Genomic DNA, 10,951 nt, shown 5'->3' on the forward strand with positions numbered 1-10,951 from the left:
GCTAAAGTAATGAGCTAATTATTTAATAATTAGTTTTGAGCTTAAAAAGGGTGCTTCGGCACCCTTTTTGCTTTTTAGAAAAAGACTCAGCATTTATATTCAGCACAATTTGCTGTCTTATTTTATGCATCAATTCGCGGGTGGCTATTGTAATCATAATTATTCTCACTTACACTTTGTTCAGAAATTGAACGGGAGTGGTTATGTACGTTTGCTTGTGTAATGGCGTCAGCGATAAAAAAATTCGCCAGGCGGTGCGCCAATTTCATCCGCAGTCTTTTCAGCAATTAAGAAAATGTATTCCTATTGGAAATCAATGTGGTAAATGTGTTCGCGCCGCACGAGAAGTGATGGAAGACGAATTAATGCAAATGCCCGAGTTCAAAGAGATTGCCTGACCTCAATTTCTTTTTTTGACATCCCGGTAGCCCGTTCTACGCTTCAATTAGTGGAAGCGGAGGGTCTATATAATGAAAGGTGATGTTAAGATTATAAATTATCTCAATAAATTATTGGGAAATGAGCTTGTCGCAATCAATCAATACTTTCTCCATGCGAGAATGTTCAAAAACTGGGGCCTGATGCGCCTCAATGATATCGAGTATCACGAATCCATTGATGAAATGAAGCACGCCGATCAATACATCGAGCGTATTCTTTTTCTTGAAGGGATCCCCAACCTGCAGGATCTCGGCAAACTGCATATCGGCGAAGATGTCGAAGAAATGCTGCAGTCTGACCTCAAGCTGGAACTTGAAGGTGCCAAAGATCTTCGCGAAGCAATCGCCTATGCTGATAGCGTTCATGATTATGTGAGCCGCGATATGCTGATCGCCATCCTCACCGAAGAAGAACATCATATCGACTGGCTGGAAACTGAACTCGATCTTATCGGTAAAATCGGCCTGCAGAACTACCTGCAATCGCAGATTAAAGTTGCAGATTAAAAGCCGGTACGCCCGCCAGAATTAAACCCGCTGCCCCCATAAATGGACCAAATGGTAGTGGGTTTTTCATTTCTGCTATTGTTCGATAGCATACCGCTTTACCCAAAATGAATGCACAGGCTAGACCGGTAGCTACCAGCATCAGTAACGGCAGCTGCTGCCAACTGTGCCACGCCCCGAGTGCCGCCAGATACTTCACATCCCCATAGCCTAATCCTTCCCGGTGACGAACCGCCCTGTACCCCCAATAAAGCAATGCCATTATGCCGTAGCCGGCAATGGCTCCCCAAAGCGCGTAGCTGATTTGAGATGGCAACAGACACAGGTGAAACAACAGACCTGACCATAGCAGAGGGCAAGTGAAACGGTCCGGTAATAGCCCTGTCCGCATATCATGCCAACAAAGCAAGCCGTTGAAGGCTATGTAGAGGGAGTAGAAAGGTAGTGCGTAGATATCCATTGGTTGATTGTCATAGTGGGACCCGAAAGCAGTGTGCCGGTCGCAGGGGAGGGGGAGCAAAGAGAACATGCTCATTATGCGGTGCTGTATCCAGACTATTAATGAGGGTTACAGCCAGTTCCTGTCAGCCTGGGCATTCACTCGCAGTCCAGAGTGGGTAATTTCTAAACACGACTTGCTTCGTTTGGCTATTTGTGTATAATGCGCGGGCTTGTCTAATATTGACAGCGGTTCGATATGAGCCACCGGTACTGCGAAAGCGATACCAGACAATGTTCCCAATCGGGGAACTCTGTAAGAACGGTTACACTCTCCCATCAATCGTAATGGGTTTGAGGAGTAACTATTTCGTCTATAAAATAATTGGAGCTCTGGTCTCATGCAGAACCAAAGAATCCGTATCCGTTTGAAAGCGTTTGATCATCGTCTGATCGATCAATCAACCGCGGAAATCGTCGAGACTGCCAAGCGCACTGGTGCGCAGGTTCGTGGTCCGATCCCGCTGCCGACCCGCAAAGAGCGCTTTACCGTTCTGATCTCCCCGCACGTTAACAAAGACGCGCGTGATCAGTACGAAATTCGCACTCACAAGCGTCTGGTTGACATCGTTGAGCCAACTGAAAAAACCGTTGATGCTCTGATGCGTCTGGACCTGGCTGCCGGTGTAGACGTGCAGATCAGCCTGGGTTAATCAGGTCATCGAGCGATTGAGAGGTTGATACAATGATTGGTTTAGTCGGTAAAAAAGTGGGTATGACCCGCATCTTCACTGAAGATGGCGTCTCTATCCCAGTAACCGTAATCGAAGTCGAAGCAAACCGCGTTACTCAGATCAAAGATCTGGCTAACGATGGCTACCGCGCTGTTCAGGTTACCACTGGTGCTAAAAAAGCTAACCGTGTAACCAAGCCGGAAGCTGGCCACTTTGCTAAAGCTGGCGTAGAAGCTGGCCGCGGCCTGTGGGAGTTCCGTCTGGCAGATGGTGAAGAATACACCGTTGGTCAGAACATTAGCGTTGAACTGTTTGCAGACGTTAAAAAAGTTGACGTAACCGGTACCTCTAAAGGTAAAGGTTTCGCTGGTACCGTTAAGCGCTGGAACTTCCGTACCCAGGACGCTACTCACGGTAACTCCTTGTCTCACCGCGTTCCGGGTTCTATCGGTCAGAACCAGACTCCGGGTAAAGTGTTTAAAGGCAAGAAAATGGCAGGTCAGCTGGGCAACGAACGCGTCACTGTTCAGAGCCTGGACGTAGTACGCGTTGACGCTGAGCGCAACCTGCTGCTGGTTAAAGGTGGTGTTCCGGGTGCGACCGGTTGCGACCTGATCGTTAAACCAGCTGTGAAGGCGTAAGGGGATAGCAATGGAATTAGTATTGAAAGACGCGCAGAGCGCGCTGACTGTTTCCGAAACTACCTTCGGTCGTGATTTCAACGAAGCGCTGGTTCACCAGGTTGTTGTTGCTTATGCAGCCGGTGCTCGTCAGGGTACTCGTGCTCAGAAGACTCGTGCTGAAGTAACTGGTTCAGGCAAAAAGCCATGGCGCCAGAAAGGTACCGGCCGTGCGCGTTCAGGTTCTATCAAGAGCCCGATCTGGCGTTCAGGTGGCGTGACCTTCGCTGCTCGTCCACAGGACCACAGTCAAAAAGTTAACAAAAAGATGTACCGCGGCGCGCTGAAAAGCATTCTGTCCGAACTGGTACGTCAGGATCGTCTGATCGTTGTCGAATCATTCTCTGTTGAAGCGCCTAAAACTAAGCTGCTGGCACAGAAACTGAAAGACATGGCTCTGGAAGATGTGTTGATCATCACCGGTGAGCTGGACGAAAACCTGTTCCTGGCTGCGCGCAACCTGCACAAGGTTGACGTACGCGATGCAACTGGTATCGACCCGGTTAGCCTGATCGCCTTCGACAAAGTCGTAATGACTGCTGATGCTGTTAAGCAAGTTGAGGAGATGCTGGCATGATTCGTGAAGAACGTCTGCTGAAGGTGCTGCGCGCACCGCACGTTTCTGAAAAAGCGTCTTCTGCGATGGAAAAAACAAATACCATCGTTCTCAAAGTTGCTAAAGACGCGACCAAAGCAGAAATCAAAGCTGCTGTGCAGAAACTGTTTGAAGTCGAAGTCGAAGTCGTTAACACCCTGGTAGTTAAAGGGAAAGTTAAACGTCACGGACAGCGTATCGGTCGTCGTAGCGACTGGAAAAAAGCTTACGTCACCCTGAAGGAAGGCCAGAATCTGGACTTCGTCGGCGGCGCTGAGTAAGTCGGAGGAGTAATACAATGGCAGTTGTTAAATGTAAACCGACATCTCCGGGTCGTCGCCACGTTGTTAAAGTGGTCAACCCAGAGCTGCACAAGGGCAAACCTTTTGCTCCGCTGGTTGAAAAAAACAGCAAATCCGGTGGTCGTAACAACAATGGCCGCATCACCACTCGTCACATTGGTGGTGGTCACAAGCAGGCTTACCGTATTGTTGACTTCAAACGCAACAAAGATGGTATCCCAGCTGTTGTTGAGCGTCTTGAGTACGATCCGAACCGTTCCGCGAACATCGCGCTGGTTCTGTACAAAGATGGCGAGCGCCGTTACATTCTGGCCCCTAAAGGCCTGAAAGCTGGCGACCAGATTCAGTCTGGCGTTGATGCTGCAATCAAAGCAGGTAACACCCTGCCGATGCGCAATATCCCGGTTGGTTCTACCGTTCATAACGTAGAAATGAAACCAGGTAAAGGCGGTCAGCTGGCACGTTCCGCTGGTACTTACGTTCAGATCGTTGCTCGCGATGGTGCTTATGTCACCCTGCGTCTGCGTTCTGGTGAAATGCGTAAAGTCGAAGCAGACTGCCGTGCAACCATGGGCGAAGTTGGCAATGCTGAGCATATGCTGCGCGTTCTGGGTAAAGCAGGTGCTGCACGCTGGCGTGGTGTTCGTCCTACCGTTCGCGGTACTGCGATGAACCCAGTCGATCACCCACATGGTGGTGGTGAAGGTCGTAACTTTGGTAAGCATCCGGTTTCCCCATGGGGCCTGCAGACCAAAGGTAAGAAGACCCGCAGCAACAAGCGTACTGATAAATTCATCGTACGTCGCCGTAGCAAATAATTTTAGAGGATAAGCCATGCCACGTTCTCTCAAGAAAGGTCCTTTTATTGACCTGCACTTGCTGAAGAAGGTAGAGAAAGCGGTGGAAAGCGGAGACAAGAAGCCCCTGCGCACTTGGTCCCGTCGTTCAACGATCTTTCCTAACATGATCGGTTTGACCATCGCTGTCCATAATGGTCGTCAGCACGTTCCAGTCTTTGTTTCCGACGAAATGGTTGGTCACAAACTGGGTGAATTCGCACCGACTCGTACTTATCGCGGCCACGCTGCTGATAAAAAAGCGAAGAAGAAATAAGGTAGGAGGAAGAGATGGAAACTTTAGCTCAACATCGCCATGCTCGCTCTTCTGCCCAGAAGGTTCGCCTTGTAGCAGACCTGATTCGCGGTAAGAAAGTGTCGCAGGCCCTGGATATTCTGACCTACACCGATAAGAAAGCGGCTGTACTGGTTAAGAAGGTACTGGAATCTGCCATTGCTAACGCTGAACACAACGATGGCGCTGACATTGATGATCTGAAAGTTACGAAAATTTTCGTAGACGAAGGCCCAAGCATGAAGCGCATTATGCCGCGTGCTAAAGGTCGTGCAGATCGCATCCTGAAGCGCACCAGCCACATTACTGTGGTTGTGTCCGATCGCTGAGACTCTGGAGACTAGCAATGGGTCAGAAAGTACATCCTAATGGTATTCGCCTGGGTATTGTCAAACCATGGAACTCTACCTGGTTCGCGAACACCAAAGAATTCGCTGACAACCTGGACAGCGATTTTAAAGTACGTCAGTACCTGACAAAGGAACTGGCGAAGGCGTCCGTATCTCGTATCGTTATCGAGCGTCCAGCTAAGAGCATCCGTGTGACTATTCACACCGCTCGTCCTGGCATCGTAATCGGTAAGAAAGGCGAAGACGTAGAAAAACTGCGCAAGGTCGTAGCGGATATCGCTGGCGTTCCTGCTCAGATCAATATCGCTGAAGTTCGTAAGCCTGAACTGGACGCAAAATTGGTTGCTGACAGCATCACTTCTCAGCTGGAACGTCGCGTTATGTTCCGTCGTGCTATGAAGCGTGCTGTACAGAACGCAATGCGTCTGGGCGCCAAAGGTATCAAAGTTGAAGTTAGCGGCCGTCTGGGCGGCGCGGAAATCGCACGTACCGAATGGTACCGCGAAGGTCGCGTACCTCTGCACACTCTGCGTGCTGACATCGACTACAACACCTCTGAAGCGCACACCACTTATGGTGTAATTGGCGTTAAGGTATGGATCTTCAAAGGTGAGATCCTGGGTGGTATGGCTGCTGTTGAACAACCGGAAAAACCGGCTGCTCAACCTAAAAAGCAGCAGCGTAAAGGCCGGAAATAAGGAGCGTCGCTGATGTTACAACCAAAGCGTACAAAATTCCGTAAAGTGCACAAAGGCCGCAACCGTGGTCTGGCGCAGGGTACGGATGTTAGCTTCGGCAGCTTCGGCCTGAAAGCTGTTGGCCGTGGTCGTCTGACTGCACGTCAGATCGAAGCAGCACGTCGTGCAATGACCCGTGCAGTTAAGCGTCAAGGTAAGATCTGGATCCGTGTATTCCCGGACAAACCGATCACCGAGAAACCGCTGGCAGTGCGTATGGGTAAAGGTAAAGGTAACGTGGAGTATTGGGTTGCCTTGATTCAGCCGGGTAAAGTCCTGTATGAAATGGACGGTGTTCCGGAAGAGCTGGCCCGTGAAGCATTCGGCCTCGCTGCAGCGAAACTGCCGATCAAAACCACCTTTGTAACTAAGACGGTGATGTAATGAAAGCAAAAGAGCTGCGTGAAAAAAGCGTTGAAGAGCTGAACGCTGAGCTGCTGAACCTGCTGCGTGAGCAGTTCAACCTGCGCATGCAGGCTGCAAGCGGCCAGCTGCAACAGACTCACCTGCTGAAGCAGGTTCGTCGTGATGTTGCACGCGTTAAGACTTTACTGACTCAGAAGGCGGGTGCGTAATGACCGATAAAATCCGTACTCTGCAAGGTCGCGTAGTTAGTGACAAGATGGAAAAATCCATCGTTGTTGCTATCGAACGTATGGTGAAACACCCGGTATACGGCAAATTCATCAAACGTACGACCAAACTGCACGTACATGACGAGAACAACGAATGCGGTATCGGCGACGTGGTTGAAATCCGCGAATGCCGTCCGCTGTCCAAGACTAAGTCCTGGACGCTGGTTCGCGTTGTAGAGAAAGCGATTCTGTAATACAGTACTCGTTCTCGATACGAATAGACGGCTCAGTAATGGGCCGTCTATTTTTTCTACCCATATCGTTTAAGCGGTGTTATAATGCCGCGCCCTCGATATGGGGCTTTATAATGACCTGATTTCGGGTCTCAGTAGTAGTTGACATTAGCGGAGCACTAAAATGATCCAAGAACAGACTATGCTGAACGTCGCCGACAACTCCGGTGCACGTCGCGTAATGTGTATCAAGGTTCTGGGTGGCTCGCACCGTCGCTACGCAGGCGTAGGCGACATCATCAAGATCACCATCAAGGAAGCAATTCCACGTGGTAAGGTCAAAAAAGGTGATGTGCTGAAGGCGGTAGTGGTGCGCACCAAGAAGGGTGTTCGTCGCCCGGACGGTTCTGTCATTCGCTTCGATGGTAATGCATGCGTTATTTTAAACAATAACAGCGAGCAACCTATCGGTACGCGTATTTTTGGGCCGGTAACTCGTGAACTTCGTAACGAGAAGTTCATGAAAATTATCTCTCTGGCACCAGAAGTACTCTAAGGAGCGAATCATGGCAGCGAAGATCCGTCGTGATGACGAAGTTATCGTGTTAACCGGTAAAGATAAAGGTAAACGCGGTAAAGTAAAAAATGTCCTGTCTTCCGGCAAGGTCATTGTTGAAGGTATCAACCTGGTTAAGAAACATCAGAAGCCGGTTCCGGCCCTGAACCAACCAGGCGGCATTGTAGAGAAAGAAGCAGCTATTCAGATCTCTAACCTTGCTATCTTCAACGCGGCTACCGGCAAGGCTGACCGTGTAGGCTTTAGATTCGAAGACGGCAAAAAAGTCCGTTTCTTCAAGTCTAACAGCGAAACTATCAAGTAATTTGGAGTAGTACGATGGCGAAACTGCATGATTACTACAAAGACGAAGTAGTCGCTAAACTCATGACTGAGTTTAACTACAATTCTGTCATGCAAGTCCCTCGGGTCGAGAAGATCACCCTGAACATGGGTGTTGGTGAAGCGATCGCTGACAAGAAACTGCTGGATAACGCAGCAGCTGATCTGACAGCAATCTCCGGTCAAAAACCGTTGATCACCAAAGCACGCAAATCAGTTGCAGGCTTCAAAATCCGTCAGGGCTATCCGATCGGCTGTAAAGTAACTCTGCGTGGCGAACGCATGTGGGAGTTCTTTGAGCGCCTGATCACTATTGCTGTTCCACGTATCCGTGACTTCCGTGGCTTGTCCGCTAAGTCTTTCGACGGTCGTGGTAACTACAGCATGGGTGTCCGTGAGCAGATCATCTTCCCAGAAATCGACTACGATAAAGTCGACCGCGTGCGTGGTTTGGATATTACCATTACCACTACTGCGAAATCTGATGAAGAAGGCCGTGCTCTGCTGGCTGCCTTTGACTTCCCGTTCCGCAAGTAAGGTAGGGTTACTGAATGGCTAAGCAATCAATGAAAGCACGCGAAGTTAAGCGCGTAGCTTTAGCTGATAAGTACTTCGCAAAACGCGCTGAACTGAAAGCTATTATCTCTGATGTGAACGCGACCGACGAAGATCGTTGGAACGCAGTTCTGAAGCTGCAGTCTCTGCCGCGTGATTCCAGCCCGTCCCGTCAGCGTAAACGCTGCCGCCAGACAGGTCGTCCGCATGGCTATGTGGGCAAGTTCGGGTTGAGCCGTATCAAGTTACGTGAAGCCGCAATGCGCGGTGAAGTACCAGGCTTGAAAAAGGCTAGCTGGTAATTACCAATTGAATCACGGGAGTAAAGACAGATGAGCATGCAAGATCCGATCGCGGATATGCTGACCCGTATCCGTAACGGTCAGGCCGCGAATAAAGCTGCGGTCACCATGCCTTCCTCCAAGCTGAAAGTGGCAATTGCCAACGTGCTGAAGGAAGAAGGTTTTATTGAAGATTTTAAAGTTGAAGGCGACACCAAGCCGGAACTGGAACTTACTCTTAAGTATTTCCAGGGTAAAGCTGTTGTAGAAAGCATTCAGCGTGTCAGTCGCCCAGGTCTGCGCATTTATAAGCGTAAAGACGAGCTGCCAAAAGTTATGGCTGGCATGGGTATCGCAGTTGTTTCTACCTCTAAAGGTGTTATGACTGATCGTGCAGCGCGCCAAGCTGGTCTTGGTGGCGAAATTATCTGCTACGTAGCCTAATCGGAGGAAAAAATGTCTCGTGTTGCTAAAGCACCGGTCGTTGTTCCTGCCGGCGTTGATGTAAAAATCAACGGTCAGGTTATTACGATCAAAGGTAAAAACGGCGAGCTGACTCGTACTCTCAACGATGCTGTTGAAGTTAATCATGCAGATAATGCACTGACCTTCGGTCCACGTGATGGTTACGTAGACGGTTGGGCTCAGGCTGGTACCGCGCGTGCCCTGCTGAACTCAATGGTTATCGGTGTTACCGAAGGCTTCACTAAGAAGCTACAGCTGGTTGGTGTAGGTTATCGTGCAGCGGTTAAAGGGAATGTAGTAAGCCTTGCTTTAGGCTTCTCACACCCGGTTGACCACCAGCTGCCTGCAGGTATTACTGCTGAATGTCCGACTCAAACTGAAATCGTGCTGAAAGGCGCTGATAAGCAGGTGATCGGTCAGGTTGCAGCAGACCTGCGTGCCTACCGTCGTCCTGAGCCTTATAAAGGCAAGGGTGTTCGTTACGCCGACGAAGTCGTGCGTACCAAAGAGGCTAAGAAGAAGTAAGGTAACACTATGGATAAGAAATCTGCTCGTATCCGTCGTGCGACCCGCGCACGCCGCAAGCTCCAGGAGCTGGGTGCAACTCGCCTGGTGGTACATCGTACCCCGCGTCATATTTACGCACAGGTAATTGCACCAAACGGTTCCGAAGTTCTGGTAGCTGCTTCTACTGTAGAAAAAGCTATCACTGAACAACTGAAGTACACCGGTAATAAAGACGCTGCAGCAGCTGTGGGTAAAGCTGTCGCTGAACGCGCTCTGGAAAAAGGCATTAAAGTTGTGTCCTTTGACCGTTCCGGGTTCCAATATCATGGTCGCGTCCAGGCACTGGCAGATGCTGCCCGTGAAGCTGGCCTTCAGTTCTAAGGTAGAGGTGTAAGATGTCTCACATCGAAAAACAAGCTGGCGAACTGCAGGAAAAGCTGATCGCGGTAAACCGCGTATCTAAAACCGTTAAAGGTGGTCGTATTTTCTCCTTCACAGCTCTGACTGTAGTAGGCGATGGTAACGGTCGCGTTGGTTTTGGTTACGGTAAAGCGCGTGAAGTTCCAGCAGCAATCCAGAAAGCGATGGAAAAAGCTCGTCGCAATATGATTAACGTCGCGCTGAATACCGGCACCCTGCAGCACCCAGTTAAGGGTACTCACACAGGTTCTCGTGTATTCATGCAGCCGGCTTCCGAAGGTACCGGTATCATCGCCGGTGGTGCAATGCGCGCCGTTCTGGAAGTCGCTGGGGTTCGTAACGTTCTGGCTAAAGCGTATGGTTCCACTAACCCGATTAACGTGGTTCGTGCAACTATCGATGGCCTGGAAAATATGAAATCTCCAGAAATGGTCGCTGCCAAGCGTGGTAAATCCGTTGAAGAAATTCTGGGGAAATAAACCATGGCAAAGACTATTAAAATTACTCAAACCCGCAGTGCAATCGGTCGTCTGCCGAAACACAAGGCAACGCTGCTTGGCCTGGGTCTGCGTCGTATTGGTCACACCGTAGAACGCGAGGATACTCCTGCTGTTCGTGGTATGGTCAACGCGGTTTACTTCATGGTTAAAGTTGAGGAGTAAGAGATGCGTTTAAATACTCTGTCTCCGGCCGAAGGCTCTAAAAAGGCGGGTCGCCGCCTGGGTCGTGGTATCGGTTCTGGCCTCGGTAAAACCGGCGGTCGTGGTCACAAAGGTCAGAAGTCTCGTTCTGGCGGTGGCGTACGTCGTGGTTTCGAGGGCGGCCAGATGCCTCTGTACCGTCGTCTGCCGAAATTCGGCTTCACTTCTCGCAAAGCAGCGATCACAGCGGAAATCCGTCTGTCTGACCTGGCGAAAGTGGAAGGCGGTATTGTTGACCTGAGCACGCTGAAAGCAGCTAACATTATCGGTGTCCAGATCGAGTTCGCGAAAGTGATCCTGGCTGGCGAAGTTTCTACTCCGGTAACTGTTCGTGGCCTGCGCGTGTCGAAAGGCGCTCGTGCTGCTATCGAAGCTGCTGGCGGTAAAATCGAGGAATAAGTA

General features: G+C 50.1%; 24 protein-coding genes. 23 read left to right on the plus strand and 1 reads right to left on the minus strand.

The window, feature by feature from the left end:
- Nucleotides 1–203 precede the first annotated feature (203 nt).
- Complete coding sequence (gene bfd / locus LZ634_RS11060) at nucleotides 204–398, plus strand: bacterioferritin-associated ferredoxin (RefSeq protein WP_035894970.1); 195 nt, start codon at nucleotides 204–206, stop codon at nucleotides 396–398.
- A 72-nt stretch (nucleotides 399–470) separates the two neighbouring features.
- Nucleotides 471–947 carry a bacterioferritin gene (gene bfr / locus LZ634_RS11065; RefSeq protein WP_234504966.1) on the plus strand — a complete coding sequence of 159 codons (477 nt, stop codon included), beginning with the start codon at nucleotides 471–473 and terminating at the stop codon, nucleotides 945–947.
- Here bfr and LZ634_RS11070 read toward each other — a convergent pair.
- Nucleotides 931–1,407 (minus strand): prepilin peptidase, encoded by a 477-nt coding sequence (locus LZ634_RS11070; RefSeq protein ID WP_234504968.1) that lies wholly within the window; start codon nucleotides 1,405–1,407, stop codon nucleotides 931–933. The two genes, bfr and LZ634_RS11070, sit on opposite strands and share 17 nt — an antisense overlap.
- A 379-nt stretch (nucleotides 1,408–1,786) precedes the next feature.
- Between LZ634_RS11070 and rpsJ the strand changes: the two genes are divergently transcribed.
- From rpsJ to rplO, 21 genes are all read left to right on the plus strand, one after another.
- Entirely contained in the window at nucleotides 1,787–2,098 is a 312-nt protein-coding gene (gene rpsJ, locus LZ634_RS11075) for a 30S ribosomal protein S10 (protein WP_001181005.1), read from the plus strand.
- A 32-nt stretch (nucleotides 2,099–2,130) separates the two neighbouring features.
- Complete coding sequence (rplC, locus tag LZ634_RS11080) at nucleotides 2,131–2,760, plus strand: 50S ribosomal protein L3 (protein ID WP_052284882.1); 630 nt, start codon at nucleotides 2,131–2,133, stop codon at nucleotides 2,758–2,760.
- A gap of 10 nt (nucleotides 2,761–2,770) precedes the next feature.
- Nucleotides 2,771–3,376: a 50S ribosomal protein L4 gene (gene rplD, locus LZ634_RS11085; RefSeq protein WP_003031119.1), complete on the plus strand. Its 606-nt coding sequence runs from the start codon at nucleotides 2,771–2,773 to the stop codon at nucleotides 3,374–3,376.
- Complete coding sequence (gene rplW / locus LZ634_RS11090; RefSeq protein ID WP_052284883.1) at nucleotides 3,373–3,675, plus strand: 50S ribosomal protein L23; 303 nt, start codon at nucleotides 3,373–3,375, stop codon at nucleotides 3,673–3,675. The genes rplD and rplW overlap by 4 nt, the downstream gene beginning before the upstream one ends.
- A gap of 17 nt (nucleotides 3,676–3,692) precedes the next feature.
- Nucleotides 3,693–4,514 (plus strand): 50S ribosomal protein L2, encoded by an 822-nt coding sequence (gene rplB, locus LZ634_RS11095; protein ID WP_052284884.1) that lies wholly within the window; start codon nucleotides 3,693–3,695, stop codon nucleotides 4,512–4,514.
- A gap of 16 nt (nucleotides 4,515–4,530) precedes the next feature.
- The gene (gene rpsS / locus LZ634_RS11100; protein ID WP_001138115.1) at nucleotides 4,531–4,809 is read left to right on the plus strand and encodes a 30S ribosomal protein S19; all 279 of its coding nucleotides are present in this window, start codon (nucleotides 4,531–4,533) and stop codon (nucleotides 4,807–4,809) included.
- A 14-nt stretch (nucleotides 4,810–4,823) separates the two neighbouring features.
- Entirely contained in the window at nucleotides 4,824–5,156 is a 333-nt protein-coding gene (rplV, locus tag LZ634_RS11105; protein WP_062779443.1) for a 50S ribosomal protein L22, read from the plus strand.
- Nucleotides 5,157–5,173: 17 nt separating this feature from the next.
- Nucleotides 5,174–5,875 (plus strand): 30S ribosomal protein S3, encoded by a 702-nt coding sequence (gene rpsC, locus LZ634_RS11110; protein WP_000529945.1) that lies wholly within the window; start codon nucleotides 5,174–5,176, stop codon nucleotides 5,873–5,875.
- 12 nt (nucleotides 5,876–5,887) lie between these two features.
- Nucleotides 5,888–6,298, plus strand: a complete 411-nt coding sequence (gene rplP, locus LZ634_RS11115; protein WP_035894979.1) for a 50S ribosomal protein L16 — start codon at nucleotides 5,888–5,890, stop codon at nucleotides 6,296–6,298.
- Complete coding sequence (gene rpmC / locus LZ634_RS11120) at nucleotides 6,298–6,489, plus strand: 50S ribosomal protein L29 (RefSeq protein WP_002919754.1); 192 nt, start codon at nucleotides 6,298–6,300, stop codon at nucleotides 6,487–6,489. The genes rplP and rpmC overlap by 1 nt, the downstream gene beginning before the upstream one ends.
- Nucleotides 6,489–6,743, plus strand: coding sequence for a 30S ribosomal protein S17 (gene rpsQ / locus LZ634_RS11125; RefSeq protein ID WP_234504971.1), 255 nt, complete (start codon nucleotides 6,489–6,491; stop codon nucleotides 6,741–6,743). The genes rpmC and rpsQ overlap by 1 nt, the downstream gene beginning before the upstream one ends.
- A gap of 163 nt (nucleotides 6,744–6,906) precedes the next feature.
- A complete protein-coding gene (rplN, locus tag LZ634_RS11130; RefSeq protein WP_000613954.1) occupies nucleotides 6,907–7,278 on the plus strand; it encodes a 50S ribosomal protein L14 in 372 nt (123 codons plus the stop codon).
- 10 nt (nucleotides 7,279–7,288) lie between these two features.
- On the plus strand, nucleotides 7,289–7,603 hold the full coding sequence (rplX, locus tag LZ634_RS11135; RefSeq protein ID WP_003031122.1) for a 50S ribosomal protein L24: 315 nt from the start codon (nucleotides 7,289–7,291) through the stop codon (nucleotides 7,601–7,603).
- A gap of 14 nt (nucleotides 7,604–7,617) precedes the next feature.
- On the plus strand, nucleotides 7,618–8,157 hold the full coding sequence (gene rplE, locus LZ634_RS11140) for a 50S ribosomal protein L5 (protein WP_003031123.1): 540 nt from the start codon (nucleotides 7,618–7,620) through the stop codon (nucleotides 8,155–8,157).
- A 14-nt stretch (nucleotides 8,158–8,171) separates the two neighbouring features.
- A complete protein-coding gene (gene rpsN / locus LZ634_RS11145) occupies nucleotides 8,172–8,477 on the plus strand; it encodes a 30S ribosomal protein S14 (RefSeq protein ID WP_064541637.1) in 306 nt (101 codons plus the stop codon).
- A 30-nt stretch (nucleotides 8,478–8,507) separates the two neighbouring features.
- On the plus strand, nucleotides 8,508–8,900 hold the full coding sequence (gene rpsH, locus LZ634_RS11150; protein WP_003031127.1) for a 30S ribosomal protein S8: 393 nt from the start codon (nucleotides 8,508–8,510) through the stop codon (nucleotides 8,898–8,900).
- 12 nt (nucleotides 8,901–8,912) lie between these two features.
- Nucleotides 8,913–9,446 (plus strand): 50S ribosomal protein L6, encoded by a 534-nt coding sequence (gene rplF / locus LZ634_RS11155; protein WP_061285036.1) that lies wholly within the window; start codon nucleotides 8,913–8,915, stop codon nucleotides 9,444–9,446.
- A 9-nt stretch (nucleotides 9,447–9,455) separates the two neighbouring features.
- On the plus strand, nucleotides 9,456–9,809 hold the full coding sequence (gene rplR, locus LZ634_RS11160; protein ID WP_052284889.1) for a 50S ribosomal protein L18: 354 nt from the start codon (nucleotides 9,456–9,458) through the stop codon (nucleotides 9,807–9,809).
- 14 nt (nucleotides 9,810–9,823) lie between these two features.
- Nucleotides 9,824–10,327: a 30S ribosomal protein S5 gene (gene rpsE / locus LZ634_RS11165; protein WP_052284890.1), complete on the plus strand. Its 504-nt coding sequence runs from the start codon at nucleotides 9,824–9,826 to the stop codon at nucleotides 10,325–10,327.
- Nucleotides 10,328–10,330: 3 nt separating this feature from the next.
- Entirely contained in the window at nucleotides 10,331–10,510 is a 180-nt protein-coding gene (rpmD, locus tag LZ634_RS11170) for a 50S ribosomal protein L30 (protein ID WP_003863301.1), read from the plus strand.
- A gap of 3 nt (nucleotides 10,511–10,513) precedes the next feature.
- Nucleotides 10,514–10,948: a 50S ribosomal protein L15 gene (gene rplO / locus LZ634_RS11175; protein WP_052284891.1), complete on the plus strand. Its 435-nt coding sequence runs from the start codon at nucleotides 10,514–10,516 to the stop codon at nucleotides 10,946–10,948.
- The last annotated feature ends 3 nt before the right edge of the window (nucleotides 10,949–10,951 follow it).

Origin of the sequence: Kluyvera intermedia, from assembly GCF_021440345.1 — a bacterium.
Lineage (GTDB): Bacteria > Pseudomonadota > Gammaproteobacteria > Enterobacterales > Enterobacteriaceae > Kluyvera > Kluyvera intermedia_A.

Bases quoted from the DNA above. Each gene is read 5' to 3' on its own strand.
- bfd (WP_035894970.1), top strand. From the start codon at position 204: ATGTACGTTTGCTTGTGTAATGGCGTCAGCGATAAAAAAATTCGCCAG.
- bfr (WP_234504966.1), top strand. From the start codon at position 471: ATGAAAGGTGATGTTAAGATTATAAATTATCTCAATAAATTATTGGGA.
- LZ634_RS11070 (WP_234504968.1), bottom strand. From the start codon at position 1,407: ATGGATATCTACGCACTACCTTTCTACTCCCTCTACATAGCCTTCAAC.
- rpsJ (WP_001181005.1), top strand. From the start codon at position 1,787: ATGCAGAACCAAAGAATCCGTATCCGTTTGAAAGCGTTTGATCATCGT.
- rplC (WP_052284882.1), top strand. From the start codon at position 2,131: ATGATTGGTTTAGTCGGTAAAAAAGTGGGTATGACCCGCATCTTCACT.
- rplD (WP_003031119.1), top strand. From the start codon at position 2,771: ATGGAATTAGTATTGAAAGACGCGCAGAGCGCGCTGACTGTTTCCGAA.
- rplW (WP_052284883.1), top strand. From the start codon at position 3,373: ATGATTCGTGAAGAACGTCTGCTGAAGGTGCTGCGCGCACCGCACGTT.
- rplB (WP_052284884.1), top strand. From the start codon at position 3,693: ATGGCAGTTGTTAAATGTAAACCGACATCTCCGGGTCGTCGCCACGTT.
- rpsS (WP_001138115.1), top strand. From the start codon at position 4,531: ATGCCACGTTCTCTCAAGAAAGGTCCTTTTATTGACCTGCACTTGCTG.
- rplV (WP_062779443.1), top strand. From the start codon at position 4,824: ATGGAAACTTTAGCTCAACATCGCCATGCTCGCTCTTCTGCCCAGAAG.
- rpsC (WP_000529945.1), top strand. From the start codon at position 5,174: ATGGGTCAGAAAGTACATCCTAATGGTATTCGCCTGGGTATTGTCAAA.
- rplP (WP_035894979.1), top strand. From the start codon at position 5,888: ATGTTACAACCAAAGCGTACAAAATTCCGTAAAGTGCACAAAGGCCGC.
- rpmC (WP_002919754.1), top strand. From the start codon at position 6,298: ATGAAAGCAAAAGAGCTGCGTGAAAAAAGCGTTGAAGAGCTGAACGCT.
- rpsQ (WP_234504971.1), top strand. From the start codon at position 6,489: ATGACCGATAAAATCCGTACTCTGCAAGGTCGCGTAGTTAGTGACAAG.
- rplN (WP_000613954.1), top strand. From the start codon at position 6,907: ATGATCCAAGAACAGACTATGCTGAACGTCGCCGACAACTCCGGTGCA.
- rplX (WP_003031122.1), top strand. From the start codon at position 7,289: ATGGCAGCGAAGATCCGTCGTGATGACGAAGTTATCGTGTTAACCGGT.
- rplE (WP_003031123.1), top strand. From the start codon at position 7,618: ATGGCGAAACTGCATGATTACTACAAAGACGAAGTAGTCGCTAAACTC.
- rpsN (WP_064541637.1), top strand. From the start codon at position 8,172: ATGGCTAAGCAATCAATGAAAGCACGCGAAGTTAAGCGCGTAGCTTTA.
- rpsH (WP_003031127.1), top strand. From the start codon at position 8,508: ATGAGCATGCAAGATCCGATCGCGGATATGCTGACCCGTATCCGTAAC.
- rplF (WP_061285036.1), top strand. From the start codon at position 8,913: ATGTCTCGTGTTGCTAAAGCACCGGTCGTTGTTCCTGCCGGCGTTGAT.
- rplR (WP_052284889.1), top strand. From the start codon at position 9,456: ATGGATAAGAAATCTGCTCGTATCCGTCGTGCGACCCGCGCACGCCGC.
- rpsE (WP_052284890.1), top strand. From the start codon at position 9,824: ATGTCTCACATCGAAAAACAAGCTGGCGAACTGCAGGAAAAGCTGATC.
- rpmD (WP_003863301.1), top strand. From the start codon at position 10,331: ATGGCAAAGACTATTAAAATTACTCAAACCCGCAGTGCAATCGGTCGT.
- rplO (WP_052284891.1), top strand. From the start codon at position 10,514: ATGCGTTTAAATACTCTGTCTCCGGCCGAAGGCTCTAAAAAGGCGGGT.